This is a genomic window from Mesorhizobium sp. P160219, assembly GCF_057786095.1.
On record NZ_JBYNWG010000001.1, the window covers coordinates 3,491,802 to 3,517,369 of the forward strand.

General features: G+C 63.9%; 19 protein-coding genes and 1 pseudogene. 14 read left to right on the top strand and 6 right to left on the bottom strand.

What is annotated here, in order from left to right; all coding sequences use genetic code 11:
- The first annotated feature begins 6 nt into the window (after positions 1-6).
- Positions 7-630: a DUF4304 domain-containing protein gene (locus tag AC3EMP_RS16930; protein WP_352519327.1), complete on the top strand. Its 624-nt coding sequence runs from the start codon at positions 7-9 to the stop codon at positions 628-630.
- A gap of 31 nt (positions 631-661) precedes the next feature.
- Here AC3EMP_RS16930 and AC3EMP_RS16935 read toward each other — a convergent pair whose 3' ends face one another.
- A complete protein-coding gene (locus AC3EMP_RS16935; protein ID WP_023724852.1) occupies positions 662-1,099 on the bottom strand; it encodes a MarR family winged helix-turn-helix transcriptional regulator in 438 nt (145 codons plus the stop codon).
- A gap of 124 nt (positions 1,100-1,223) precedes the next feature.
- Between AC3EMP_RS16935 and hmgA the strand changes: the two genes are divergently transcribed.
- Genes hmgA through AC3EMP_RS16960 form a run of 5 tightly spaced genes read left to right on the top strand, consistent with a single transcriptional unit; the run spans position 1,224 to position 5,288 of the window.
- Positions 1,224-2,537 (top strand): homogentisate 1,2-dioxygenase, encoded by a 1,314-nt coding sequence (hmgA, locus tag AC3EMP_RS16940; RefSeq protein ID WP_031215466.1) that lies wholly within the window; start codon positions 1,224-1,226, stop codon positions 2,535-2,537.
- Between the two features lie 10 nt (positions 2,538-2,547).
- Positions 2,548-3,435: an MBL fold metallo-hydrolase gene (locus AC3EMP_RS16945; protein ID WP_023672914.1), complete on the top strand. Its 888-nt coding sequence runs from the start codon at positions 2,548-2,550 to the stop codon at positions 3,433-3,435.
- The gene (locus tag AC3EMP_RS16950; protein WP_023672913.1) at positions 3,432-4,445 is read left to right on the top strand and encodes a fumarylacetoacetate hydrolase family protein; all 1,014 of its coding nucleotides are present in this window, start codon (positions 3,432-3,434) and stop codon (positions 4,443-4,445) included. Before AC3EMP_RS16945 ends, AC3EMP_RS16950 begins: the two co-directional genes overlap by 4 nt.
- 13 nt (positions 4,446-4,458) lie before the next feature.
- Positions 4,459-4,755, top strand: a complete 297-nt coding sequence (locus AC3EMP_RS16955; protein ID WP_023682921.1) for a hypothetical protein — start codon at positions 4,459-4,461, stop codon at positions 4,753-4,755.
- Positions 4,752-5,288 carry a DinB family protein gene (locus tag AC3EMP_RS16960; protein WP_352710178.1) on the top strand — a complete coding sequence of 179 codons (537 nt, stop codon included), beginning with the start codon at positions 4,752-4,754 and terminating at the stop codon, positions 5,286-5,288. The genes AC3EMP_RS16955 and AC3EMP_RS16960 overlap by 4 nt, the downstream gene beginning before the upstream one ends.
- A 3-nt stretch (positions 5,289-5,291) precedes the next feature.
- On the opposite strand, the pseudogene AC3EMP_RS16965 reads toward AC3EMP_RS16960, so the two are convergent.
- Positions 5,292-5,450: pseudogene (locus AC3EMP_RS16965) on the bottom strand (type II toxin-antitoxin system Phd/YefM family antitoxin); the annotation flags it as partial.
- A 122-nt stretch (positions 5,451-5,572) separates the two neighbouring features.
- Positions 5,573-6,688 (bottom strand): 4-hydroxyphenylpyruvate dioxygenase, encoded by a 1,116-nt coding sequence (gene hppD, locus AC3EMP_RS16970; protein ID WP_352710179.1) that lies wholly within the window; start codon positions 6,686-6,688, stop codon positions 5,573-5,575.
- Between the two features lie 135 nt (positions 6,689-6,823).
- On the opposite strand from hppD, the gene AC3EMP_RS16975 reads away from it, so the two are divergent.
- Positions 6,824-7,291: an Lrp/AsnC family transcriptional regulator gene (locus AC3EMP_RS16975; RefSeq protein ID WP_023689628.1), complete on the top strand. Its 468-nt coding sequence runs from the start codon at positions 6,824-6,826 to the stop codon at positions 7,289-7,291.
- Between the two features lie 224 nt (positions 7,292-7,515).
- Here the strand turns inward: AC3EMP_RS16975 and AC3EMP_RS16980 are convergent, their stop codons facing one another.
- Positions 7,516-7,854, bottom strand: a complete 339-nt coding sequence (locus AC3EMP_RS16980; protein ID WP_023672907.1) for a protein tyrosine phosphatase family protein — start codon at positions 7,852-7,854, stop codon at positions 7,516-7,518.
- 207 nt (positions 7,855-8,061) lie between these two features.
- On the opposite strand from AC3EMP_RS16980, the gene AC3EMP_RS16985 reads away from it, so the two are divergent.
- Positions 8,062-8,406 carry a RidA family protein gene (locus AC3EMP_RS16985; protein ID WP_023682919.1) on the top strand — a complete coding sequence of 115 codons (345 nt, stop codon included), beginning with the start codon at positions 8,062-8,064 and terminating at the stop codon, positions 8,404-8,406.
- 123 nt (positions 8,407-8,529) lie between these two features.
- Here AC3EMP_RS16985 and hutC read toward each other — a convergent pair whose 3' ends face one another.
- Both hutC and AC3EMP_RS16995 read right to left on the bottom strand, forming a co-directional pair.
- Entirely contained in the window at positions 8,530-9,267 is a 738-nt protein-coding gene (hutC, locus tag AC3EMP_RS16990) for a histidine utilization transcriptional repressor HutC (RefSeq protein WP_023682918.1), read from the bottom strand.
- Entirely contained in the window at positions 9,264-10,616 is a 1,353-nt protein-coding gene (locus AC3EMP_RS16995) for a formimidoylglutamate deiminase (protein ID WP_352595623.1), read from the bottom strand. The genes hutC and AC3EMP_RS16995 overlap by 4 nt, the downstream gene beginning before the upstream one ends.
- An 88-nt stretch (positions 10,617-10,704) precedes the next feature.
- Here AC3EMP_RS16995 and hutI point away from each other — a divergent pair, with 88 nt between their 5' ends.
- The 6 genes from hutI to AC3EMP_RS17025 all read left to right on the top strand — a co-directional run bounded on the left by hutI (position 10,705) and on the right by AC3EMP_RS17025 (position 25,472).
- Positions 10,705-11,940: an imidazolonepropionase gene (gene hutI, locus AC3EMP_RS17000; protein WP_023831553.1), complete on the top strand. Its 1,236-nt coding sequence runs from the start codon at positions 10,705-10,707 to the stop codon at positions 11,938-11,940.
- On the top strand, positions 11,937-13,475 hold the full coding sequence (gene hutH, locus AC3EMP_RS17005) for a histidine ammonia-lyase (RefSeq protein ID WP_023689633.1): 1,539 nt from the start codon (positions 11,937-11,939) through the stop codon (positions 13,473-13,475). The genes hutI and hutH overlap by 4 nt, the downstream gene beginning before the upstream one ends.
- Position 13,476: 1 nt before the next feature.
- Positions 13,477-14,289 (top strand): N-formylglutamate deformylase, encoded by an 813-nt coding sequence (hutG, locus tag AC3EMP_RS17010; RefSeq protein WP_023689634.1) that lies wholly within the window; start codon positions 13,477-13,479, stop codon positions 14,287-14,289.
- A 25-nt stretch (positions 14,290-14,314) separates the two neighbouring features.
- On the top strand, positions 14,315-15,988 hold the full coding sequence (gene hutU / locus AC3EMP_RS17015) for a urocanate hydratase (RefSeq protein ID WP_196815078.1): 1,674 nt from the start codon (positions 14,315-14,317) through the stop codon (positions 15,986-15,988).
- 12 nt (positions 15,989-16,000) lie between these two features.
- Positions 16,001-16,579: a HutD/Ves family protein gene (locus AC3EMP_RS17020; protein WP_023831555.1), complete on the top strand. Its 579-nt coding sequence runs from the start codon at positions 16,001-16,003 to the stop codon at positions 16,577-16,579.
- A 313-nt stretch (positions 16,580-16,892) separates the two neighbouring features.
- Complete coding sequence (locus AC3EMP_RS17025) at positions 16,893-25,472, top strand: glycoside hydrolase family 94 protein (RefSeq protein ID WP_352710183.1); 8,580 nt, start codon at positions 16,893-16,895, stop codon at positions 25,470-25,472.
- The last annotated feature ends 96 nt before the right edge of the window (positions 25,473-25,568 follow it).

Below are 25,568 nucleotides of genomic sequence, written 5' to 3' on the forward strand. Positions count from 1 at the left end.
TGCAAGATGGCGGACAATGAGCACGGTCGTATCATTGCCTCGCAGGCAAAGCTCGTACTGAAGCCGGCCGGATTTCGACGCAAAGGGCAGTCCCGAATCTGGATCGCCGATCGCGGCTTCTGGCTAAGTGTAGTCGAGTTCCAGCCCAGTTCCTGGTCCAAGGGCACTTACCTTAACGTAGCAGTCCACTGGCTCTGGGGTTCGCTTCCGGAAACGATTACCTTCGATCGCGTTGAGCGCATTGGACAGTTCGTTCCGTTCGAGAGCCCGCCACAGTTTCTTCTCGCGGTTGATCAAATGGCCAAGAAGGTCGTCGAAATCGATCAGGTTCACCGATCGATGTTCCCTTCCGTCCAAACGACAGCGAAAATCCTCGTGAGTGAATTGCAGCCGGGCGCCTACGGCGAGTGGGCGGCCTTCCACGCCGGGGTGGCGGCTGGTTTGGCCGGTGATTTTGAAACGGCAAGGCGACTGTTTGAAAGCGCTCAAAGACACGCGGCTTCGCAAGCGCAGGCGCTTCTAGCCTACATTGATGATCCGGCGGCATTTCGAAGCCGTGTCAGAGGCTTCATTGAAGCCGAACGCGCCTATTACGGTCTAGGGGCGTTGCCTGCCGCATTCGCGATCTGATTTCAGCGACGGTCGAACTTATGGGAAGATCTCAACCCAAGGTGAGTTTTGCCTCCAGCGCCGCCACCCCATTCACAATCGCCGCCCGCTCTTCCGTACCAAGCCTCGCCAGCAACTGCCGTTCAAAGGCTTTCGCCAGCGGCACCATCTCGCGATAGGCGGCCAGTCCCGCCTTGGTCAGCGCCAAATGCTCCACACGCCGATCATTCTCGTCCGGCGTGCGCGTCAGCCAGCGCCGCCGCTCAAGCTCCGCCACCGCCCGCGAAACCTTGGTCTTGTGCATGGCCGACTGCTCGCCGAGCGCCGTCGCGGTCATCGTGCCGCGCTGTCCGAGCCCAGAGAGTGTGCGCCATTCCGGCCGCGTCAGACCGTGACGGTCGCGGTAGATTTTTGAAAATTCTCGGCTGACAGCGTCGGCCAGCCGGTAAAGCCGGTAGGGCAGGAAATTTTCGAGTTCGAGGGTTTCCATATGCGCACCGTGGATGCGGCATCAGCCGTTGATAGTTACATTTTCGATGGTTACAAATGAAACCAGTTTGGTCAACATCGCCGGCAGGCCGCGCTTCGCGGCGGTCGGGATCAGGGAGGATCGGATGGAATTTTCCTACATGCCGGGCTTCGGCAATGATTTTGAGACCGAAACGCTGCCCGGCTCGCTGCCGCAAGGGCGCAATTCCCCGCAGCGGCCGGCTTACGGACTTTATGCCGAGCAGCTCTCGGGCTCGCCCTTCACCGCCCCGCGCGGCACCAATGAGCGCTCCTGGCTCTACCGCATCCGGCCGAGCGTAAAACACACCGGCCGCTTCAAGGCGGCGAGCTATCCCCTGTGGAAGACCGCTCCCAATGTCGGCGACCACGAGCTGGCGCTCGGCCAGTACCGCTGGAACCCGGTGCCGATGCCGAAGGAGCCGACCGATTTCATTCAAGGGATGCGCACCATCACCACCGCCGGCGACGTGCTGGGCCAAAGCGGCATGGCGGCGCATGTCTATGTCGCCAACCGCTCGATGGTCGACGATCATTTCTTCAACGCCGACGGCGAGTTGCTGGTCGTCCCCCAGGTCGGCGCCTTGCGCTTCGTCACCGAGATGGGCGTCATCGAGCTGCGGCCCGGCGAGATCGCCGTTTTGCCGCGCGGGCTGGTGTTCAAGGTCGAGCTCATCGACAAGGAAGTGCGCGGCTATGTCTGCGAAAACTATGGTGCCAAGCTGACGCTGCCCGACCGCGGTCCGATCGGCGCCAATTGCCTCGCCAATCCGCGCGACTTCAAGACGCCCTGCGCCTGGTTTGAGGAGAAGGAGACGCCGTGCCGGCTGACGGTGAAATGGTGCGGCAATTTCCATGTCACCGAGATTGGCCATTCGCCGCTCGACGTCGTCGCCTGGCACGGCAACTACGCGCCCTACAAGTATGATCTGGCGACGTTTTCTCCGGTCGGCGCCATCCTGTTCGACCATCCCGATCCGTCGATCTTCACCGTGCTGACGGCGCCGAGCGGCGAGGAAGGCACTGCCAACATCGACTTCGTCATCTTTCCGCCGCGCTGGCTGGTGGCGGAGGATACGTTCCGGCCGCCCTGGTACCACCGCAACATCATGAGCGAGTTCATGGGCCTGATCCACGGCCAGTATGACGCCAAGGAGGAAGGTTTCGTGCCCGGCGGCATCAGCCTGCACAATCTGATGCTGGCCCACGGCCCAGACGCGCCTGGCTTCGAAAAGGCCTCGCGCTCCGAGCTGAAACCGGTCAAGCTCGACAACACCATGGCCTTCATGTTCGAGACCCGATTCCCGCAAATGCTCACCCGCTACGGCGCCGAGCTTGAAACAAGGCAGGACAATTACATCGATTGCTGGACCGATCTGAAGAAGCGTTTCAACGGCACGCCGGAGGGCGACTGGTCTTGAGATCAGCCCGATGAACGACCGGCTGGTGCTTCTCGGCTCCAAGGGCGGCCCGGCGCTGCGGCCGGGCGGGCCGTGGCCGAGTTCGTCGCTGCTGGAACTGGGCGGGCGAACCATCGTCGTCGATTGCGGGCTCGGCGTCACGCGCGGCCTGGTCGATTCCGCCGTCAGCCTGAAGGCGCTCGACCTGGTCTTCATCACCCATCTGCATTCCGACCATGTGCTGGAACTGGGTCCGTTGCTCCACACCGCCTGGACCGCCGGCCTCGCCAGCCCGGTGACGCTGTTCGGACCGCCCGGCACCGGCCAATACTGGCGCCGCTTCTGCCAGGCGATGGAGTTCGACATTGAAATTCGCATCGTCGATGAGGGCAGGCCGGACATTCGCGAAATGGCTTCGATCGTGGAATTCGGCGAGGGCGAGATTTTTGCGCAGCGCGGCCTGAAGGTCTCGGCACTGCGCGTCGACCATCCGCCGGTCACGGACTGTTTCGCGCTGCGTTTCGACCACGCTGGCAAAAGCATCGTCTTCTCGGCCGACACAGCCTTCTTTCCGCCGCTCGCAGGCTTTGCCCGAAATGCCGACATTCTCGTCCATGAGGCCATGCTGGAAGAAGGCATCGAGCGGCTGGTCGCCAGGACCGGCAACGGGGCGCGGCTGAAAGAGCATCTGCTTGCCAGCCACTCATTTGCCGAGCAGGCAGGTCGCATCGCCAGCGATGCCGGGGTGAAGAGGCTGGTGCTCAACCACCTCATTCCGGCCGATGATGCCGCGATCGGCGAGGCCGACTGGGAGGCGGCCGTCAGGAAATCGTGGGCGGGTGACTTGACGATTGCCCGCGACGGCCTTGTTGTGAACTTAGACGGCGCCAAAGCCGCATCAGGAGAGGAAACCGCATGAAGCTTGCCACATTGAGGGACGGGACGCGCGACGGAAAGCTTGTCGTCGTCTCGCGCGACCTGACGCGCTTCACCGACGCCTCGTTCCTGGCGCGCACGCTGCAGGCGGCACTCGACGACTGGCAGCGGATTTCGCCGCACCTGGCGACGATCGCCGAATCGCTGGAGAACAATGCGGTGCCGTCGGCACGCTTCCATGAGCATGACGCCCATTCGCCGCTGCCGCGCGCCTATCAATGGGCCGATGGTTCTGCCTATGTGAACCACGTCGAGCTGGTGCGCAAAGCCCGCGGCGCCGAGATGCCGGCAAGCTTCTGGACCGATCCGCTGATCTACCAGGGTGGCTCGGATTCCTTCATCGCGCCGCGCGAGCCGATCCGCACGGCGGACGAAGCCTTCGGCATCGACATGGAGGCGGAAGTCTCCGTCATCGTCGACGATGTGCCGATGGGCGCCAGCCTCGACCAGGCGCGCGCCGCCATCCGGCTGGTCATGCTGGTCAATGATGTGACGTTGCGCGCGCTCACCGGACCCGAGCTCGCCAAGGGGTTTGGCTTCTTCCAGTCGAAGCCGTCCTCGGCTTTTTCGCCGGTGGCGGTGACGCCGGACGAACTCGGCGACGCCTGGGATGGCGGCAAGGTCAACCTGCCTCTGCTCGCCGACGTCAACGGCAAGCCGTTCGGCCGTGCCAATGCCGGCGTCGACATGACCTTCGACTTCCCGGCGCTGATTGCCCATGCCGCAAAGACACGGCCGCTGGTTGCCGGCACCATCATCGGCTCCGGCACCGTCTCCAACAAGCTGGATGGCGGGCCGGGCAAACCGGTGGCGGCCGGCGGCGCCGGCTATTCCTGCATCGCTGAACTGCGCATGATCGAGACCATTGAGTCTGGCGAGCCCAAGACGCCGTTCCTGCGCTTTGGCGATACAGTGCGTATCGAGATGAAGAATAAAAGCGGAAACTCGATCTTCGGCGCCATCGAGCAGAAGGTCGAGAAGTCCCAGGCATAAGAGGGGCAATGCAATGACGGGCGAGGCGTTCTACCTGCTGGCCGGCGTCTGGGCGTTGGCCATTCTGGTGGTCTTCATCCAGGCGATCCGGCTGAGCTACCGCATCGAGGCGCGCTCGCCCGATCTGACCAACCACAGTGGCTACCCGCGCAAGGCGATGATGTTTCACACCATCACCAACACCAACGTGGCGCGCGACGAGGAGACACAGGCCATGCGCCGGCGCATGAACCGGCTGCTGCTGATCGTCGTCGCCGGCTTCGCGGTGATGGCGGCAGGCATTGGCCTGATCAGACGAATGAACGCGTGACCCTGCTCGAGCATTTCAGCCGCATGGCCGGCAACAATCTCTGGTCGAACGACCGGCTCTATCGCGCCGTGCTGCAGCTAAACCCCGGCGAATTCGAAGCCGAACGCACCAGCTTCTTCCCGTCGATCAAGGCAACGCTCAACCACATCCTCGCGGTCGATCATCTCTATCTCGATTTCCTTGAGGAGGGCGGCGTCGGCGCGGCCGCCCATGACGATTACGTGCCGTTCGATGACCCGCAGGCGCTGTTTGCCGCTCAGGTCGCGGCCGACTGGCGCCTGATCGCCTTTTGCGAGAAGCTGTCGGAAGCGGATGTCGACCGTCAGGTCATCACCGACCGGCGCGAGGACGGCATGATCCGCGAAAAGATCGGCGACATTCTCGCCCATGTCTTCCTGCACGACATCCATCATCGCGGCCAGGTGCACGCGATGCTCTCGGGCAGCTCGGTCGCGCCGCCGCAGCTGGACGAGTTTTTGCTCGATTATGATTTGAAGGTGAGGAAAGAAGAGGTCGAGCGGTTGGGCCTCTGACCTTTATCTGGTGTACTCGTTCCATTCAGGGCCGAGTTTGTCGAAATCGTCTGAAATCCAAATCTTCCCCTTCAGGGCACCTATGCGCGACAACAAGTCTTCTCGAACTGGTGGCACGAGCCGCGCCGCGATCTTGCCGTGACGAGTGATGACTATCTCCTCGCCGGCTTCCGCGCGGCCGACGAGTTCCGATAGTTGGCCTTTGCTTCGGTTATGGAGACGTTCACGGCTTGACCCTTTTGATCGAAACTTAGATCAAGGCCGATCGAGCCGCAAACGGGGGTTCACGCCGCCTTGCCATCGACCTTGATTACGCCGCGCTTGATCTGGTCCTGCTCGATCGACTCGAACAGCGCGCGGAAATTGCCTTCGCCAAAACCTTCGTCGCCCTTCCTCTGGATGAATTCGAAGAAGATCGGGCCGATCACGGTTTTGGAGAATATCTGCAGCAGGATCTTGGTCATGCCGCCGTCGACCACGCCTTCGCCGTCGATCAGGATGCCGTGCTTCTTCATCCGCTCGATCGGCTCTTCATGCCCGTTCACCCTGTTGTACGACATGTCGTAGTAGGTCTCCGGCGGACCGGGCATGAACTTCAGCCCGTTGTCGGCAAGCTTGTCGGTGGCGGCGTAGATGTCGTCGGTGCCGACGGCGATATGCTGGATGCCTTCGCCATTGTACTTCTTCAGGTATTCGGCGATCTGGCTGGTGTCGTCCTTGGATTCATTTAGCGGAATGCGGATCTTGCCGCAGGGCGAGGTGATGGCGCGGCTGACCAGGCCGGTGATCTTGCCGTCGATGTCGAAGAAATGGATCTGCTTGAAGCCGAACAGCTCGCGATAAAAGTCCCACCATTTGTCCATCTGGCCGCGATAGACATTGTGGGTGAGGTGGTCGAGGAAATAGAAGCCGACGCCTTGCGGCCGCGGGTCGCGTTCGCCCAGCCACTCGAACTCGGCATCATAGGCCGAGCCCTTCTTGCCATAGGCTTCGATGAAATAGAGCAGTGAGCCGCCAATGCCGACAATGGCCGGCACGTCGAGCGCCTTGTCGTTGCCGTCGTAGGGCGTGGCGCCTTTCGATACCGCATGCTCGAACGCATGCTTTGCATCGACCACGCGCCAGGCCATCGAGGCGGCGCAGGGGCCGTGCTTGTCGACGAATTTCATCGCATGCGAACCCGGCTCGGCATTGACGACATAGTTGATGTCGCCCTGGCGCCAGACGGTGATGTCCTTCGTGCGGTGCTTGGCCACCGCGACATAGCCCATGCGGGTGAACAGCTCGGCGAGCTTCTGCGGCTCCGCATGGGCGAACTCGACGAACTCGAAACCGTCGGTGCCGGCGGGGTTTTCCTTGCTGATCTTGGCGGGCGGGGCGTCGTGCGGAAAGGGACCCATGGCATTGCTCCAAAACTGGCGGTGGCCGCAGCGGACCACGTGCAATCATAACGCGGAGCGGCTGCACGGTGCTTGCATTCAAACGCTTGAAATGATCAGATCGTGCGTGAATTGTGCACAAACGGGCCAAAGATCATGAATGAGACGCGCATCGATCAGTTCGACCGCAAGATAATGGCACTTCTGCAGGGCGATGCGCGGCTGACCAACAACGACCTGTCGGAGCGGGTGAACCTCTCCGCCTCCCAATGCTCGCGCCGCCGCCAGCGGTTGGAAGAGGACGGCTATATCAAGGGCTACCGGGCGGTGCTCGACCGCGACAAGCTCGGCTTCTCGCTGGTCAATGTCATCTCGGTGACATTGGCCACCCACAACCGCGACAATGCGCGGCGCTTCGGCGAATTGCTGGCGCGGCTGCCGGAAGTGCAGGAGGCGCACGCGCTGACCGGTGAGATGGACTACATCTTGAAAGTGGTGACCCCCGATCTGAAATCGCTGTCGGAATTCGTCAACGGCGTGCTGTTGCCGCACGACTCCGTGCAGCATGTAAAGACCGCGATCGTGCTGGAGACGCTGAAGGAGACCGGGGCGCTGCCGATCTAGTTTGAGAGAGTTTCAGTTGATACGTCGGCGGGACAGCACCCCCCTCTGGCCTGCCGGCCATCTCCCCCGCAAGGAGGGAGATCAGCAGCTTTGTCGATAGCGCTCATCCTGCAATGTCGGCGATTGGCGAAAAGCGAAGGCGACATCCGATCTCCCCCCTTGCGGGGGAGATGATGTCCGGCAGGACAGAGGGGGGTGTGAGGGATCGCCAGCGCCTCAGATGCTCACCCCTTGGACTGCTGAATCAGCCCGTAGAGATTGGTGCAGCGCGCGCCCGAGCGGCAATAAGCAAACACCGGGCCTTCGAGCGCGTCGAGCGCTTCGGCCTGATCTTCGACATTCTCGGCTGTGATCTGGCCGCTGATTACCGGGATGTAGCGGAAGGCCAGCCCCGCGGCTTCGACCGCCGCCTTGACGCTGTCGGCCGAAGGCTGGTCGGGCTGCTCGTCATCCGGCCGGTTGCAGATCACGCTCTTGAAACCGGCTTCCTTGATGGCGGCGGCATCTTCGGGCTGGATCTGGCCCGAGACCGAATAGTCCTCGCTGATTTCTCGATATTCCATGGCTCTCATCCTCTCAACCTGGTTTGGCGCGAAGTCTTGCCACTCTCACACGAGGTCGGCAATCCGCGCCGGAAAGAAATACCTCGGCGCAGATAGACATTTGCGGCCCAAGATCCAACCCAGGCTCAAGAGGTTTCGCGCTGTTGGCCTTGCCCGGAGGCGGCAGCGACTCTAAACAGGCGCACCGACAAACGAAGGAACCATCCCATGAGCATTCGTCGCATCGATGTTGGCCCGCGCATGAGCCAGATCGTCATCCACGGCAACACCGTCTATCTCGCCGGCCAGGTCGGAACGCCCGGCGCCAGCGTTGGCGAACAGACCAGGTCGATCCTCGCATCTATCGACGAACTGCTGGCCAAGGCCGGCACCGACAAGACCAAGATCCTGCAGGCGATCATCTGGCTGGCCGATATGGGCACCTTCGCCGAGATGAACAAGGAATGGGACAAGTGGGTCCCGCAAGGCAACACGCCCGCCCGCGCCACGGGCGAGGCCAAGCTTGCAGGGCCGGAATATGTGGTCGAGATTATTGTTACGGCGGCGATTTAAAGTGCAGCCTTCTACCTCCCCCTTGTGGGGAGGTCGGACCGAAGGTCCGGGTGGGGGGCTTGGCGCCGACCCCCACCCCGCTGCTTCGCAGCGACCCTCCCCACAAGGGGGAGGGTAAAGGAGCTACCCCTGCGAAGGCCTGAACCGCGCCACCAGCGTGTGGCTCTCCGCGGCGTAGGTGAACCTCACCTGCGTCACTGGGTGCTCGGCGCTCCAGGTCCGGCGCTCGACCACCAGGCAGGGCGCGCCGGTTGCGATGTCGAGCGCTTCGGCAATATGCCTGTCGGCCGCCACCGCGCGGATACGGTGCTCTGCCTCGCTCCATGGCACGCGGCCGATCAGCCAAGGGCCGGGGGCGATGTCGAGAAACTCCTCCTCGGCGGCTTCCGCGACGGCGGCGAGATTGATCAGCCGCTGTTCGTGCGCGAACGGCCGCTTGCCGGCGAAATGCCGGCATTCCAGCGCCAGCACCTGTCCAGCCGCTCCCAATTCCAGCAAGGCGCGATCCTCGGCGCTGCTGCGCCTTTTCTGCCGCGCCACGCGCTCGTAGCGATAGGCCAGCCCAAGCGCCTCGACCTCGATCCTGATGTCGTGGATTTCCAGCACCGCGGCCTGCGATTGCGGCTGGCGCACGAAACTGCCCGAACGGCGGCGGCGCTCGATCAGCCCGGCCTTGGCCAGTTGCGACAGCGCCTTGTTCACCGTCATGCGCGAGCAATGATACTGCGCCGTCAGCTCGTGCTCGAACGGGATGCGGTGGCCCGGCGCCCAGGCGCCGGACATTATTTTCTCGCTGATGTCGGACAGGATGCGCTGGTGCAGCGAGCCGCCTTCTACCACCGCTGTCTCTGAAATGCTCATGCCGAAAGCGCTGTCATCACCTGACGAAAGCGCTCGGCGATAGTCTCACGCGCTACATGCCGGCCGCCGCTGACTTGTTTTTTTCCGTGCACCCAGACGCAATCGACCTTGCCGCCATTGGCAAAGATCCAGGCGTCGAGGATCGCATCGCCACTTTTTCCGGCCAGCGAAGGATGGTTTTCGTCGAGGGAGACGAAATCAGCCGCGGCGCCGGCGGCGATCCGCGACGGGCCGGTGCCGAGTGCGGTGCTGCCGCCATCGAGGGCGGCGTCGAACAGAGCCCGCCCGGTCGAGCCGCCGGCCACCGCCAGCACATTGCGGGCGCGGTGTGCGAGGCGCTGCGAATATTCGAGCTGGCGCAATTCATCCGGCAGGCCGATCAGCACGTTGGAATCCGAGCCGACGCCGAAGCGGCCGCCATGTTCGATGAACAGAGGTGCTGAAAAGGTGCCGTCGCCGAGATTGGCCTCGGTGATCGGGCAAAGCCCGGCAATGGCGCCGCTTCTGGCCATGCCGGTTGTCTCAGCCTCGGTCATGTGGGTGGCGTGGATCAGGGACCAACGCTTGTCGATCCCGGCATTGGCGAGCAGCCATTCGACCGGTCGCGCACCCGACCACGCCAGGCAATCCTCGACCTCCTTCACCTGCTCGGCGACGTGGATGTGGATCGGTCCGTCCGGCGCAATGGCGGCAACAGCGCTGAGTTCCTCCGGCGTCGCGGCGCGCAGGCTGTGCGGGGCGACGCCAACGACAGCCTGATTCAACGCACGAACCGATTCGCGGCTTTTCTCAAGCAAGCGTTCGAACCGATTCACATCGTTGATGAATCGCCGCTGGCCTTCGTTGGGCGCAGCGCCGCTGAAGGAGGAATGGGCATAAAACACCGGCAGCAGCGTCAGGCCGATCCCGGTTTCGCCGGCGGCCGCGGCAATACGTTCGGCCATCTCGGCAAGGTTGGCATAGGGTTTTCCGTCGCGATCGTGGTGGAGATAATGAAATTCGCCGACGCGCGAGAATCCGGCCTCCAGCATTTCGACATAAAGCTGGGCGGCGACCGCCTCGACCTGGTCCGGCGTCATCGACAGCGCAAAGCGGTACATCACCTCGCGCCAGCTCCAGAAGCTGTCGGCGGAGGGACCGCGCAGTTCGGCAAGCCCGGCCATGCCGCGCTGGAAGGCGTGGCTGTGCAGGTTCGGCATGCCGGGCACCAGAATGGCGTGGCGTTCGTCACCGCTCCGCGGCGAAGAACCTGGCTCCACCTTCGCGATCTGACCGCCGCTCAGCGAGATCCGCACCTTGTCATGCCAGCCATCGGTCAGCAGCGCCTGTTCCGCAAAGATCGCCGTCACGTTTTTCTCCGAATTCCATAAACAATGCACTTGCAGCGCGTTTCAATATGTATATACATAATCGCCATCCAAGCAACGGAAAAAGATGATGGCGGCACAAGACAAAAGCCGGGCAGGGGGCCTTCAGCTTTGGCGTGATGCGCGCCTGGCAACCATGGCCGAAGGCGTTGCCGGACTTGGCATCGTCGAAAAGGGCGCGATCGTCTCCCGTGACGGCATCATCGTCTATGCCGGCCCGGAAGCCGACATGCCGTCAGCGTTGGCTCAGGGCGGCGAGACTACCGATTGCGAAGGCCGCTGGATCACGCCCGGCCTGATCGACTGCCACACCCATCTCGTCCATGCCGGCAACCGTGCCAACGAGTTCGAGATGCGGCTGGCCGGCGCCACCTATGAAGAAGTCGCCCGTGCCGGCGGCGGCATCGTCTCCTCGGTCAAATCCCTGCGTGCCGCGAGCGAAGACGCACTGGTTGCGCAGACGCTGCCACGCCTCGATGCGCTGATGGCCGAGGGCGTCACCACGGTAGAGGTAAAGTCGGGTTACGGGCTCGATCTCGAACATGAACAGAAGTCGCTTCGCGCCGCGCGGCAGCTGGACAAGCAACGCCCGGTCACGGTCCGCACCACCTTCCTCGGCGCGCATGCGCTGCCGCCGGAAGCAAAAGGCGACAAGGACGCTTTTGTCGATCTCGTCGCCAACACCATCCTCCCCGGAATCGCCGCCGAGGGCCTGGCTGACGCCGTCGACGGCTTTTGCGAGGGCATTGCCTTTTCGCCGGAACAGATTGCCCGCGTCTTCGACAAGGCCAAGGCGCTTGGCCTGCCGGTCAAACTCCATGCCGACCAGTTGTCCAACCTGCATGGCGCCGAACTCGCCGCCCGCTATGGCGCGCTGTCGGCCGACCATCTCGAATACACCGACGAGGCCGGCGCCGCAGCGATGGCCAAGGCCGGCACCGTGGCGACCATCCTGCCCGGCGCCTACTATTTCATCCGCGAAACCAGGAAGCCGCCGGTCGGCCTGTTCCGCCAGCACGGCGTCAAGATGGCGGTCGCCACCGACAACAATCCCGGGACGTCGCCGCTGACCTCGCTGTTGCTGACCATGAACATGGCAGCGACGCTTTTCGGCCTGACCGTCGAGGAATGCCTGGCCGGCACCACTCGCGAGGCTGCCCGCGCGCTTGGGCTGCTTGGCAAGACCGGCACGCTTGAGGCAGGAAAATCCGCCGACCTGGCGATCTGGGACATCGAGCGTCCGGCCGAACTCGTCTACCGCATGGGCTTCAACCCGCTCCATGCCCGCATCTGGAGAGGACAATGACCGAACTTAACCTGAAGCCCGGCAATGCGACGCTGGCCGACTGGCGCGCTATCTATCGTGGCGCCATGCCGAAGCTCGACGCCTCCTGCCGGCCAAAAATCAAGGCCAGCGCCGAGGCAGTCGCCCGCATCGTCGCCAAGGGTGAGCCGGTCTACGGCATCAACACCGGCTTCGGCAAACTGGCCAGCGTCCGCATTCCGGCCGAGGATCTAGAGACCCTGCAACGCAACATCGTTTTGTCGCATGCCGCCGGTGTCGGCGAGCCGATGCCGGTTTCGGTGGTTCGGCTGATGATGGCGCTGAAGCTCGCCAGCCTTGCGCAGGGCGCGTCGGGCGTACGGCCGCAAACCATCGAGTTGCTGGAATCGATGCTGGCCAACGACGTCATCCCCATGGTGCCGGCGCAGGGCTCGGTCGGCGCCTCCGGCGATCTCGCGCCGCTGTCGCACATGACGGCGGTGATGATCGGCGTCGGCGAATGCTTTACACCGCATGGCCGCTTCCCGGCCAAGGTCGCTTTCGTCTCGCACGGCCTGGAGCCCGTGACGCTCGGCGCCAAGGAAGGTCTGGCGCTGCTCAACGGCACGCAGTTTTCCACCGCCTACGCGCTGGCCGCTCTGTTCGAGGCCGAAGTGCTGTATCAGTCGGCGCTGGTCGCCGGGGCGCTGTCGACCGACGCTGCCAAGGGCTCGGACGCGCCCTTCGATCGGCGCATCCATCTCCTGCGCAAACATCCCGGCCAGATCGAGACGGCGGAAGCGCTGCGCAACCTGATGGCCGGCAGCGCCATTCGTGAATCGCACCGCGTCGGCGATGAGCGCGTGCAGGATCCGTACTGCCTGCGCTGCCAGCCGCAGGTGATGGGTGCGGCGCTCAACGTGCTGCGCCAGGCCGCCGATACGCTCGGCACCGAGGCCAATGGCGTCACCGACAATCCGCTGATCTTCGCCGAGGACGATACTGCGCTGTCCGGCGGCAATTTCCACGCCGAGCCGGTGGCTTTCGCTGCCGACATGATCGCGCTTGCCGTCTGCGAGATCGGCTCGCTGTCGGAGCGCCGCATCGCCATGCTGGTAGACCCCGCGCTGTCCGGCATGCCGGCCTTCCTGACGCCGAAGCCCGGCCTGAACTCCGGCTTCATGATCCCGCAGGTGACGGCGGCGGCGCTCGTCTCTGAGAACAAGCAGAAGGCCTATCCGGCAAGTGTCGATTCCATCCCGACCTCGGCCAACCAGGAAGACCATGTCTCGATGGCCGCACACGGCGCTCGCCGGCTGATCGGCATGATCGAAAACGCCACGGCCGTCATCGGCATCGAACTCCTGGCCGCCGCGCAAGGCTGCGATTTCCATGCGCCGCTGGCGTCGAGTGCAGCTCTGGAAGCGGTTCGTAAGCTGGTCCGCGCCGAGGTGCCGCATCTCGACAATGACCGGCATTTCCACCCTGACATGGAAAAAGCCATCGCCATGGTGCGCAGCGGCGCTGCCATCAAGGCTGCGAGCGCGGTGACATTGCCTTCGATCTCGGGAGTCTGACATGACCGACTGGCTGACAGTGACGGAAGGCACGGCACCCCTGTTGGTGTCCATCCCGCACACGGGTATCGATCTCGCCGGCATCGACAATCGGCTGGTCTCGCCCTGGCTCGGCCGCCGCGATTGCGACTGGTGGATCGACAATCTCTACGATTTTGCCGCCGGCCTTGGCGCGACTGTCGTGCACACGTCGATCTCGCGCACCGTCATCGATGTCAACCGCGATCCTTCCGGCGCCTCGCTCTATCCCGGGCAGACGACAACGACGCTATGCCCGACCGAGACCTTCGACGGCGATCCGCTGTATCTGCCCGGCGCGGAACCGACGCCATCGGAGATAGACCAGCGCCGCATAGCGTATTTCGTGCCCTACCATGAAATGCTGGCGGCTCAGTCCGTCAGGCTGCGCGGCCTGCATGAGAAGGTCGTCATTTACGATTGCCACTCGATCCGGTCGGTGCTGCCGCGCCTGTTCTACGGCACGCTGCCGGTGTTCAATCTCGGCACCAATGACGGCCAGACCGCGGATCCTACGCTGCAGGCGCTGGTTGGCCAGATCATGGCCGAGAGCGGTGAAAGCAATGTCATCAACGGCCGTTTCAAGGGTGGCTGGATCACCCGCTATTTCGGCAATCCGCAAGGCGGCTACCATGCGCTGCAGATGGAACTTGCCGATCGCGGCTATTTGCGCGAGCCCGAGGGCAAGGGCGAACCGGACAATTGGCCGGTGCCTTATGATGCCGAGTTCGCCGCGCCGATGCGCGCCACACTGACGAAAATCCTCCAATCCGCCATTGACTGGGCCGGGCGCTGAGACGCCGCCTTACTCCAAAGGGACAATGATGAACAATCCTCGCCACAACATCCGCGAAGTGCGCGCGCCCCGCGGCGACAAGCTCAACGCCAAATACTGGACGACCGAAGCGCCGCTGCGCATGCTGATGAACAACCTCGATCCCGATGTCGCCGAAAACCCCAATGAGCTCGTCGTCTATGGCGGCATCGGCCGGGCCGCGCGCACCTGGAACGATTTCGACAGCATCGTCGCCTCGTTGAAGACCCTCAATGAAGACGAGACGCTGCTGGTCCAGTCCGGCAAGCCGGTCGGCGTCTTCCGGACGCACACCGATGCGCCGCGCGTGCTGATCGCCAACTCCAACATCGTGCCGCATTGGGCGACCTGGGACAAATTCAACGAACTCGATAAAAAAGGCCTGATGATGTACGGCCAGATGACGGCCGGCTCCTGGATCTATATCGGCACGCAAGGCATCGTGCAGGGCACCTACGAGACCTTCGTCGAGGCCGGCCGCCAGCACTACAATGGCAACCTTACGGGCAAATGGATCCTGACCGGCGGCCTCGGCGGCATGGGCGGCGCCCAGCCGCTTGCCGCCGTCATGGCCGGCGCCTGCTGCCTCGCCATCGAATGCAATCCGGACTCGATCGATTTCCGGCTGCGCACCCGCTATGTCGACGAGAAGGCCGAGACGCTCGACGAAGCGATGGAAATGATCGAGCGCTGGACCAAGGCCGGCGAGGCGAAGTCGGTCGGCCTGCTCGGCAATGCGGCCGACATCGTGCCGGAAATGTTCAAGCGGGGCATCCGCCCCGACATGGTCACCGACCAGACCTCGGCGCATGACCCGATTAACGGCTATCTGCCCAAGGGCTGGACGATAGCTGAGTGGCGCGAGAAGCGCGTCTCCGATCCCAAGGCTGTCGAGAAGGCCGCCCGCGCCTCAATGCGCGAGCATGTCGAGGCGATGGTCGCGTTCTGGAATGCCGGCGTGCCGACGCTCGACTATGGCAACAACATCCGCCAGGTCGCCAAGGACGAAGGCTTCGAGAACGCCTTTGCCTTCCCGGGTTTCGTGCCGGCCTATATAAGGCCGCTGTTCTGCCGTGGCATCGGCCCGTTCCGCTGGGCTGCTCTTTCGGGCGATCCCGAGGATATCTACAAGACGGACGCCAAGGTGCGCGAACTCACCCCCGGCAACACCCATCTGCACAACTGGCTGGACATGGCACGTGAGCGCATCGCCTTCCAGGGCCTGCCGGCGCGCATCTGCTGGGTCGGCCTCGGCGACCGCCACAGGCTGGGCCTCGCCTTCAACGAAATGGTGGCCAGGGGCGAACTGAAGGCGCCCGTCGTCATCGGCCGCGATCACCTCGATTCCGGCTCGGTCGCTTCGCCGAACCGCGAGACGGAAGCGATGAAGGACGGCTCCGACGCCGTCTCCGACTGGCCGCTGCTCAATGCGTTGCTCAACACCGCGTCGGGCGCGACCTGGGTGTCGCTGCATCATGGCGGCGGCGTCGGCATGGGCTTCTCGCAGCATGCCGGCATGGTCATCGTCGCCGACGGCACGCCGGACGCCGCAAGGCGCCTGGAGCGCGTGTTGTGGAACGATCCGGCGACCGGCGTCATGCGCCACGCCGATGCCGGCTACGACATCGCCATCGAGTGCGCGAAGGAGCACCAGCTCAATCTGCCCGGTATTCTAGGCTGATTGGCTTAAATGATGCGCATCCTATGGGCCGCCGACTACCGGGTCATGCCGTGGAAGAATGGCGGCGGCACGACCACCGAGATCGCCGTCTCGCCGGACGGCGCCGGGCTGGACGATTTCGACTGGCGCGTTTCGATGGCGCGAGTCGAGGATAGCGGGCCGTTCTCGGGCTTTGCCGGCGTCGACCGCACGCTGGCCGTGCTGGAAGGCGAGGGCATCGTCCTCGACATTGCTGGCCGGCGGCCGGCCGAAGTGACGGCGGCTTCCGCCCCGCTGTCCTTTCCGGCCGATGTGCCGACTACGGCCGCGCTGATCTCCGGTCCGATCACCGACCTCAACGTCATGACCCGCCGCGGGCGGGCAACGCACTCGGTCCAGCGTCTGATGGTTTCGGTTCCGACCGATATCCGGCCGACCAGCGCTATGACCCTGATCCTGCCGTTCGACGGTGAGGTCGGCGTGACGGGCGCGACATCGTCGCGCCTTGGACCTCGCGACACGCTGTTGCTCGGACCGCAGGCCGCGAAACTGCGGCTTGAACCGGTGCGGCCGACGATCGTGTTCGTCGTCCGGATAGCCAGCCTGGGCTAGCCGCACCGCCAGCACAACGATTAACGCCTGTTGCCAAACATGATCGCACGCCGGAGAAATCTGGCGTAAGCTGTTGTCTGGATCACGAAAAAGCCCGAATCCTTCCGTCGTTCCAAGGCGGACGGGAGGGCAGGGGTGCTCGTCCTTAAGTTGTCGAAAGCCCCACTTAAAATGTCGAAGGGATAACGCCTCTGGCGTGGTGCGAAGCAAAACTTTCGGCCAGTGTAATCATGCAACCAATTGCATTTGAATCGGTTTTAGGGACATTGCCGTGGCGGTGGCGCCGCATCGCGTCCCCCATGCGGAATTTTCAATGAATATCCAGACAAATCCTGCCCATATCGAAAAGTCCAGCGCCGGCTTCCCGGTCATCACCGAAGAGCCGATACGCTCCAATTTCCTGCCCGAAGAGCGGCTGCGCGCGCTGGGCGAAAGCCTCGCCAAGGGCGACATCAAGGACCTGTTCGGCCTGACGCAGTTCGATTTCCAGGCCCGCATCCGCGACAGCGCAAAGAAAATCCTCGAAGTCTACCGCTCGACCAATGCCGCCCAGGCCAAGGGCGAAACCATCACGCCTGCCGCGCAATGGCTGCTCGACAACAATTATCTCGTCGAGGAGACCATTTTTCAGGTGAAGCGCGACCTGCCGCGCCGTTTCTACCGGCAGTTGCCGACCCTGGAAGTGGCCGATCGCGCCGCAGTGCCGCGCGCGCTGGCCTTGGCCTGGAGCTATGTTGCCCATTCCGACAGTTCGGTTTCGGCGACCATGTTCAAATCCATCGTCGAGGGTTTTCAGTCGGTCGAGCCGCTCAAGATCGGCGAGCTCTGGGCGCTGCCGTCGCTGCTGCGCTTCGTTTTGATCGAGAATCTGCGCCGCATCGCCGTGCGCGTCGACCGCACCAGGCAGATGCGCCATATCGCCAACGAGGTCGCCGACCGCGTGCTGGCGACCGACGACAATGCAGACCGCCGGAAGATCCTGTCGGGCTACGGCGCGCATGCGCAGGACACCACCTTCGCCACCCAGTTGCTCTACCGCCTGCGCGACGGCTCGCAGAATGCCGGCAGGGCGCTGGAATGGCTGGAGGTCGAGCTCGAGAAAACCGGCTCCGACGCCGAGGAAATCATCATTTCCGAGCATCGCACGCTGTCCAGCGGCAATGTCACCACCGGCAACATCATCCGCGGCCTGCGCCTCATCAACGACGTCGACTGGACGGTGTGGTTCGAGGGCGTCAGCCGCATCGACACGCTCTTGCGCGAGCGCACCGATTTCGCCGCGCTCGATTTCTTTTCGCGCGACCAGTACCGCACGTCGATCGAGCAACTGGCGCGCCGCTCCGACCTGTCCGAATTCCGTGTCGCCGAAAAGGCCATCGAACTGGCCAGCCATGTCCCCGGCGTCACCGATGCCTCCGGCGTGCCGGATGCATCAGCCGATCCGGCCATGCATACCGATGTCGGCTTCTTCCTGGTCGGCCCGCGCCGGCCGGATCTGGAAGAGGCGATCGGCTACCGGCCGCCCTTCCATGTGACCTTCAAGCGCGCCTTCACCGCCACGGGCTGGCTCGGCATCGTTGTGCCGGTCTTCCTGCTTACGGTGCTACTGCTGGTTGTCTCCGGCAATGCGCTTGCCCATCTTGGCCTGTCGGTGGAATCCATCACGCTGATGCTGGCGCTGTTTGCGGTGCCTGCCAGCGAAGGCGCGCTCGCCTTCTTCAACACCGTTGTTTCACTGTTCCTGAAGCCGACGCGGCTCGTCGGCTATGATTACAAGCACGGCATTCCAGCGGCATCACGCACCTTGGTCGTGGTGCCGTCGCTGATCGGCTCGCGCGATGATGTCGAGGAAAACATCCGCAACATCGAGGTGCATCACCTCGCCAACACGGCCGAAGAAATCCATTTCGCGCTGCTGTCCGACTGGCCGGATTCCAAGACCGAGATCGACGCCGCCGACATCGAGATCCTGCAATATGCGCGCGACGAGATCGCCAGGCTCAATGCCCGTTATCCCTCGGAAGGCGCGCCGCGTTTCTATATCCTGCATCGCCGCCGGCTCTACAACCAGGCGCAGGGCGCCTGGATGGGCTGGGAGCGCAAGCGCGGCAAGCTGCATGAGCTGAACCTTCTCTTGCGCGGCGACAGCGACACCACCTTCCTGCCGCTCGACGTGCCGCTGCCGGAAAAGGTCGTCTATGTCATGACGCTCGACGCCGACACGCGCACCACGCGCGACGCCGTGTCGTCACTGGTCGGCAAGCTCGCCCATCCGCTCAACCGCCCGCATTTCGACGCGACAAAGCGCGTCGTTACCGCCGGCTACACCATTCTGCAGCCGCGCATCACAGCCTCGCTCACCAGCGGCGACGACGCTTCTTTCTTCCAGCGCGTCTTCTCGTCCAACAGCGGTCTCGATCCTTACGTCTTTGCCGTCTCGGATCTCTACCAGGACGTCTTCAGCGACGGCTCCTTCACCGGCAAGGGCCTTTATCACGTCGACGCTTTCGAGGCGGCGCTGCAGGGCCGCATCGAGGAAAACACCGTCCTCAGCCACGATCTGCTCGAAGGTGCGCTGGCGCGCGCAGCACTTGTCACCGACGTCGAACTGGTCGAGGACTATCCTACCCGCTACTCGGTCGACGCCTCGCGCCACCACCGCTGGGCGCGCGGCGACTGGCAGCTGCTGCGCTTCATCTTCTCGCCGCGTTCCGGCGTGCCGGCGCTGTCGCGCTGGAAGATGGTCGACAATCTGCGCCGCTCGCTGACCCCGATCTTCTGGGTGATGGCGGCGATCGCCGGCTGGACGCTGCTGCCCTTCACGCAGGCCGCGCAGTGGCAGGCGCTGCTGATCCTGTCGCTGTTCATGGCGCCGACCTTCGATGTCGTCAACGCCATCCTGCCCAAGAGCGGCGACCAGACGCCGCGCGGCCATTTCTCCGCGCTGGCGCACGACACCGTCTTCGGCACGGCCCTTGTGGCGCTGAAAGTGCTGTTGATGGCGCACAATGCCTGGATGATGGGCGACGCCATCGTGCGCACGCTCTACCGCCTGTTCGTCAGCCGCCAGAACCTGCTGGAATGGCGCACCGCGTCGCAGGCGCACAAGGGCGGCGACAACGATATCGGCTCCTATTACAGCATGATGTATGGCGCCGTGATCATCGGCGTCGTCGGTCTCGCTATCCCCGTGCTGGCCGATTCCACCGGTGCCTTCGTCGCCTTCTTCTTCGCTCTGTTCTGGATCGGTTCGCCAGCGGTTGCCTGCTGGATCAGCCGCTCGGCCGAGACCGAGGACCGCCTGCGCATATCGCAGGCCGACATCCACGCGCTGCGCACCGTGGCGCGCCGCACCTGGCATTATTTCGAAACCTTCGTCACGGCCGAGCACCACAATCTGCCGCCCGACAATTTCCAGGAAAGCCCGGCGCCCGTTGTAGCGCCGCGGACGTCGCCGACCAATATCGGCGTCTACCTGCTGTCGGTGGTGTCGGCACGCGATTTCGGCTGGATTGCGCTCTCCGACGCCATCACCCGGATCGACGCCACGATGACGACCATCGAGAGCATGCCGCGCAACCGTGGCCACCTCTTCAACTGGTACGACACCACGACGCTCAAACCGCTCTATCCGCTCTACATCTCCGCCGTCGACAGCGGCAATCTCGCCGGACATCTGGTCGCGGTGGCGGCTGCCTGCGCCGAATGGGCGGAAGCCCCGTCCGTTCACCTGCAGGGCGATTTCGAAGGCGTCCTCGACACGGTGAGTATCCTCGACGAGAGCCTCGAGGAATTGCCTGACGACCGCCGGCAACTGCGGCCGTTGCGCCAGCGTCTGGCCGATCGCCTCGATGGCATGCGGCGCGCCGTCATGACCATCAAGGCGCAGCCGGAGATGGCCTCGATCCGCACGATCAACCTGGCCGTGCTTGCCGGCGAGATCCGCAAGCTCGCCACCGCCATCCACACCGAGGCCGGATCGCAGCGGAGCGACATTATCGCCGACTGGGCGGCCCGGCTGGAAGCGACCTGCGAGGCGCATGTGCATGACTCGCACAGCGACGAAAACGCCGTCGAAGCCTTGCGCGCCAAGCTGCTGGCGCTGCGCGAACGCTGCCGCCGCTATGCCTTCGAGATGGATTTCTCTTTCCTGATGCGTCAGGAGCGCAAACTGCTCTCGATCGGCTACCGGGTCGAGGAGCACCAGCTCGACGAGAGCTGCTACGATCTGCTCGCCTCCGAGGCGCGGCTGACCAGCCTGTTCGCCATCGCCAAGGGTGACCTGCCGACGGAGCATTGGTTCCGGCTTGGAAGGCCGATCGTCGAGATCGGCTTCCAGGGTGCGCTGATGTCCTGGTCGGGCTCGATGTTCGAGTATCTGATGCCGCCTTTGGTAATGAAGGAGCCGCAGGGGTCGATCCTCAACCAGACCAGCAAGCTGATCATCAAGCGCCAGATCCAGTACGCGCGTTCGAAGAACGTGCCCTGGGGCATTTCGGAAGCGGCCTACAATGCCCGCGACCGCGAACTGACCTACCAGTATACCAATTTCGGCGTGCCCGGACTTGGCCTCAAGCGCGGCCTTGGCCAGAACACGGTGATCGCCCCTTACGCCACGATCCTCGCGGCGCAGTTCACACCGCGCGAATCCGTCCAGAATCTGGCTAGGCTGCGCTCCATCGGCGCTCTCGGCCGGCATGGCTTTTACGACGCCGTCGACTTCACGCCGCAGCGCGTGCCGGAAGGCACCGACCACGCTGTTGTCCTGAACTACATGGCGCATCACTCCGGCATGTCGATCGCCGCCGTTGCCGACGCCATCTTCGAGGGCCGGCTGCGCGACCGCTTCCACAGCGATCCGGTGATCGAGTCTGCCGAACTCCTGCTGCAGGAGAGGGCGCCGCGCGACATCCCGACCGCCACGGTCAGGACCGAAGCCGACGAGCGCTCGAAGGACGAGACCGAGGTCGAGAGCCCGGATTCGCGCATCGTCCTCGACCCGCTGAGGGCGTTGCGCGCCACCAGCGTCATGTCCAATGGCCGCTACTCCGTCATGGTCTCGGCCACCGGTTCCGGTTACAGCCGCTGGGGCGAACTCGCCGTCACCCGTTGGCAGCCCGACCCGACCGAAGACCGGCTCGGCTCCTACATCTTCCTGCGCGACGCCGGCAGCGGCGACTGGTGGTCGGCCACCGCGGAGCCGAAGCAGGCGACCGGCGAGAGAGTGCAGACGCTGTTTTCCGACGACAAGGCGAGCTTCGTCAAAACAGTGGGCTCGCTTCGTTCGGAGGTCGAATGCATCGTCATCTCGGAAGGCAATGGCGAGGGACGGCGCGTCACGCTCTACAACGACGGCGCCACTGACCGGCATATCGAGGTGACCTCCTTTGCCGAGCTGGTGCTGGGCAACGAAGCCTCCGACAATGCCCATCCTGCGTTCTCGAAAATGTTTATCGAGACCGAGATCGCTGCCAATAACGGCGCCATCTTTGCCACCAGGCGCAAGCGCGAGAAGAACGAGCCTGACGTCACCATGGTGCATTTCGTCACCGATCCGTCCGGGTCGGCGCGCGATGCCGAGGCCGAAACCGACCGCCGTGCCTTCATCGGCCGTGGCCGTACCATCGCGGAAGCGGCGGCCTTCGATCCCGGCGCCAAGCTTGGCGGTCACCACGGCTTCACCCTCGATCCGGTAGCGGCCCTGCGCCGCCAGGTGCGGGTGCCGGCCAACAAGAAGATATCGCTGACCTTCTGGACCGCCGTCGGCGCCAACCGCGCCGAACTGGACGAGGCCATCGCCAGGCTCGACCATCCCGAAAGTTTTGCTCGCCAGGCGATGCTTGCCTGGACGCGTTCGCAGGTGCAGACCCGCCATCTTGGTCTCAGCCTGACCGACGCCGCCAACGTGCAGAAGCTGGCGCGCTTCCTGATCTATCCCGATCCGTTCCTGCGCCTGCCCGGCGAATCCATCGCTTCGGGGCTGGGCAAGCAGTCCAGCCTGTGGCCGACCAGCATTTCGGGCGATTTCCCGATCTTCCTGGTCCGCATCGGCGACGTGGCCGACCTCGAAATTGTCGCCCAGGCGCTGCGCTTCCAGGAGTATATGCGCGCCCGCGGCATGATGATCGACTTCGTGGTCGTCAACGAGCAGGCATCGTCCTATGTCCAGGACCTGCAGCGCGCGGTCGAAACGCTGTGCGAAAACAGCCGCCTGCGCGGCAAGGAACTCGGGCCGCGCCAGCACATCTTCGCCGTGCGCCGCGACCTGATGGACGAGGCGACGTACAAGACGCTGCTGGCGGTTGCCCGCGTGGTTCTGCACACGCGCAACGGCACCATCTTCGACCAGATCGAACGCGCCGAGGCGGCAGCCTTGCAAGCACGCGATGGCCTGCAGCCGGCGGCCCCCGCGTCACTGCGCGAGCCGTCTCTGCCGGTGCCGGCGGCGCCTGCATACCATGCCGCGTCCGACAGCAGCGCCGACGGCAGCGGCCTCAGCCAGTGGAACGGCTTCGGCGGTTTCGAAGGCGATGGCCGTCACTATGTCACGCGTCTCACCGGCCGGCGCACGACTCCGCAGCCCTGGATCAACGTCGTCTCGAACGCCTCGTTCGGATTCCATGTCTCGGCCGAAGGCGCTGCCTTCACCTGGAGCCGCAACAGCCGCGATTACCAACTGACGCCATGGTCGAACGATCCGGTCACCAACCGGCCGGGCGAGGGCATCTACATCTACGATCAGGCCAGCGGCAAGGCATTCTCGCCGCTGGCTGCCGTGGTCCGCGATCCCTCGATGACCTATGAGACATGGCACGGCCAGGGCTTCTCGACCTTCCGATCCAAACGCGGCCCGCTGTCAATGGATCTGACGCACGTCGTCGATCCCGTCGATCCAGTGAAGATCACGCGGCTGCGCATCCAGAACTCGGGCTCGGCGCCGGCGCGGCTGCGCATCTATGCCTATGCCGAATGGGTTCTCGGCAGCCATCGCTCGAGCACGGCTGCGACCATCATCCCGTCCAGGGATCCAGCGACCGGCGCGCTTCTGGCGCAAAACCCCTACGGTCTCGATTTCGGCGACCGGGTGGCCTTCCTGGCCGCCACCGGTCCGGTGCATTCGGTGACAGCCGATCGTGGCGAGTTCATCGGCAGGCAGGGCACCAGCGCCTTCCCGCACACTGTCGTCAGCGGCGCCGGCCTGTCGCGCCGCGTCGAGGCCGGCGACGATCCGTGCGCAGCTGTCGCCAGCGACATCGACATCCCTGCCGGCGGCGACGTCACGCTGGTCTGGCTGCTTGGCGACGCCGCTACATCAGCCGAAGCGAGCGCGTTGGTGCAGACCCATTCGGGCAAGGATTTCGACCAGCGGCTGGCCGATAATGAACGCGTCTGGCGCGGCTTCCTCGACACCATCCAGGTCGAGACGCCCGACAAGGCGCTCGACGCCATGGTCAATCACTGGCTGCCCTATCAGAGCCTGGCCTGCCGCATCCGCGCCCGCTCGGCCTTTTATCAGGCAAGCGGCGCCTTCGGCTTCCGCGACCAGCTACAGGACACGCTGGCCCTGCTTGCGCATGATCCGAAACTGGCGCGCAACCAGATCCTCAATGCGGCGCGCCGGCAGTTCCCCGAAGGCGACGTCCAGCATTGGTGGTTGCCGCGCACCGACGCCGGCGTGCGCACTATGATCTCCGACGATGTGGTCTGGCTGGCGCATGCCACCAATCGCTACATCGAGGTGACCGGCGATACAGGGATCCTGAAGGAGCAGCTGCCTTTCATCGACGGGCAGGTGTTGGGCGAGGGCGAGCACGACGCCTTCTTCACGCCGGAAATCTCCAAGACGAGCGCTTCGCTTTACGACCATTGCGCGCGCGCGCTCGACCTTGCGGTCAAGCGCAGCAGCCCGGCCGGGCTGCCGCTGATCCTCGGCGGCGACTGGAACGACGGCATGAACCGCGTCGGCGAAGCCGGCAAGGGGGAGAGTGTCTGGCTCGGCTGGTTCCTTTTGAAGACGCTGGGCGACTTTACCACCGTAGCCAAGGGGCAGGGCGACACCAAGCGGGCGCAGGCCTGGACAAAACACGCCGATGTGCTGAAGCGGGCGCTGGAAAGCACCGCCTGGGACGGCCAGTGGTATCGCCGCGGCAGCTACGATGACGGCACGCCGCTTGGCTCGCACAATTCGGACGAGTGCAAGATCGACTCCATCGCGCAGTCGTGGAGCGTGCTCTCCGGCGAGGGCGACCCCGCGCGCTCGACCACGGCGATGCAGCAGGCGACGAACCTGCTGGTCGACGACAAGCTCAAGATCGTCAAACTGTTTACCCCGGCCTTCCAGAACACGAGAAAGGACCCTGGTTACATCAAGAGTTATCCGCCGGGCGTGCGCGAGAACGGCGGCCAGTACACCCATGCGGCGACCTGGTTCGTGATCGCGCTCGCCGAAATGGGCCGCACCGACGATGCCTATCGCTGCTTCTCGATGCTGAACCCGGTCAACCATGCGCTCGACGATGCATCGGCCGAGCATTATCGCGTCGAGCCGTACGTCGTCGCCGCCGACATCTATTCCGGTGAGGACAAGGGCGGTCGCGGCGGCTGGACCTGGTATACGGGCTCAGCGGGATGGCTCTACCGTGCTGCGGTCGAAGGCATTCTGGGCATTGAGCGGCGGGGCAAGCAGATCACGTTCCGGCCGAAACTGCCCAGCCATTGGGACGGCTATTCTGCCACGCTGAAGATGCTGGGGTCGGAGATCAAGGTTCGCGTCATCCGCGACAAAAAGGCCAAATCCATCTCGCTCGAAGTCAATGGAACCAAGACAAAATCTTCCGGTTTTCAGCCGAAAGCCGGCGACAAGACCGAGGTGGTCGTCAAGATACCCTCGTAAAATCAAAGGCTTCAGGTTATTGACGCGCGCCTTTCGAGGCGCGCGTTTTCTACTTCGGCATGCTCCTGGCGCAGAACGGCGTGCCTTCCCGATAAC

Excerpts from the sequence above, each read along its gene's own strand:
- AC3EMP_RS16930 (WP_352519327.1), top strand. The coding sequence starts at position 7 with ATGGCGGACAATGAGCACGGTCGTATCATTGCCTCGCAGGCAAAGCTC.
- AC3EMP_RS16935 (WP_023724852.1), bottom strand. The coding sequence starts at position 1,099 with ATGGAAACCCTCGAACTCGAAAATTTCCTGCCCTACCGGCTTTACCGG.
- hmgA (WP_031215466.1), top strand. The coding sequence starts at position 1,224 with ATGGAATTTTCCTACATGCCGGGCTTCGGCAATGATTTTGAGACCGAA.
- AC3EMP_RS16945 (WP_023672914.1), top strand. The coding sequence starts at position 2,548 with ATGAACGACCGGCTGGTGCTTCTCGGCTCCAAGGGCGGCCCGGCGCTG.
- AC3EMP_RS16950 (WP_023672913.1), top strand. The coding sequence starts at position 3,432 with ATGAAGCTTGCCACATTGAGGGACGGGACGCGCGACGGAAAGCTTGTC.
- AC3EMP_RS16955 (WP_023682921.1), top strand. The coding sequence starts at position 4,459 with ATGACGGGCGAGGCGTTCTACCTGCTGGCCGGCGTCTGGGCGTTGGCC.
- hppD (WP_352710179.1), bottom strand. The coding sequence starts at position 6,688 with ATGGGTCCCTTTCCGCACGACGCCCCGCCCGCCAAGATCAGCAAGGAA.
- AC3EMP_RS16975 (WP_023689628.1), top strand. The coding sequence starts at position 6,824 with ATGAATGAGACGCGCATCGATCAGTTCGACCGCAAGATAATGGCACTT.
- AC3EMP_RS16980 (WP_023672907.1), bottom strand. The coding sequence starts at position 7,854 with ATGGAATATCGAGAAATCAGCGAGGACTATTCGGTCTCGGGCCAGATC.
- AC3EMP_RS16985 (WP_023682919.1), top strand. The coding sequence starts at position 8,062 with ATGAGCATTCGTCGCATCGATGTTGGCCCGCGCATGAGCCAGATCGTC.
- hutC (WP_023682918.1), bottom strand. The coding sequence starts at position 9,267 with ATGAGCATTTCAGAGACAGCGGTGGTAGAAGGCGGCTCGCTGCACCAG.
- hutI (WP_023831553.1), top strand. The coding sequence starts at position 10,705 with ATGGCGGCACAAGACAAAAGCCGGGCAGGGGGCCTTCAGCTTTGGCGT.
- hutH (WP_023689633.1), top strand. The coding sequence starts at position 11,937 with ATGACCGAACTTAACCTGAAGCCCGGCAATGCGACGCTGGCCGACTGG.
- hutG (WP_023689634.1), top strand. The coding sequence starts at position 13,477 with ATGACCGACTGGCTGACAGTGACGGAAGGCACGGCACCCCTGTTGGTG.
- hutU (WP_196815078.1), top strand. The coding sequence starts at position 14,315 with ATGATGAACAATCCTCGCCACAACATCCGCGAAGTGCGCGCGCCCCGC.
- AC3EMP_RS17020 (WP_023831555.1), top strand. The coding sequence starts at position 16,001 with ATGCGCATCCTATGGGCCGCCGACTACCGGGTCATGCCGTGGAAGAAT.
- AC3EMP_RS17025 (WP_352710183.1), top strand. The coding sequence starts at position 16,893 with ATGAATATCCAGACAAATCCTGCCCATATCGAAAAGTCCAGCGCCGGC.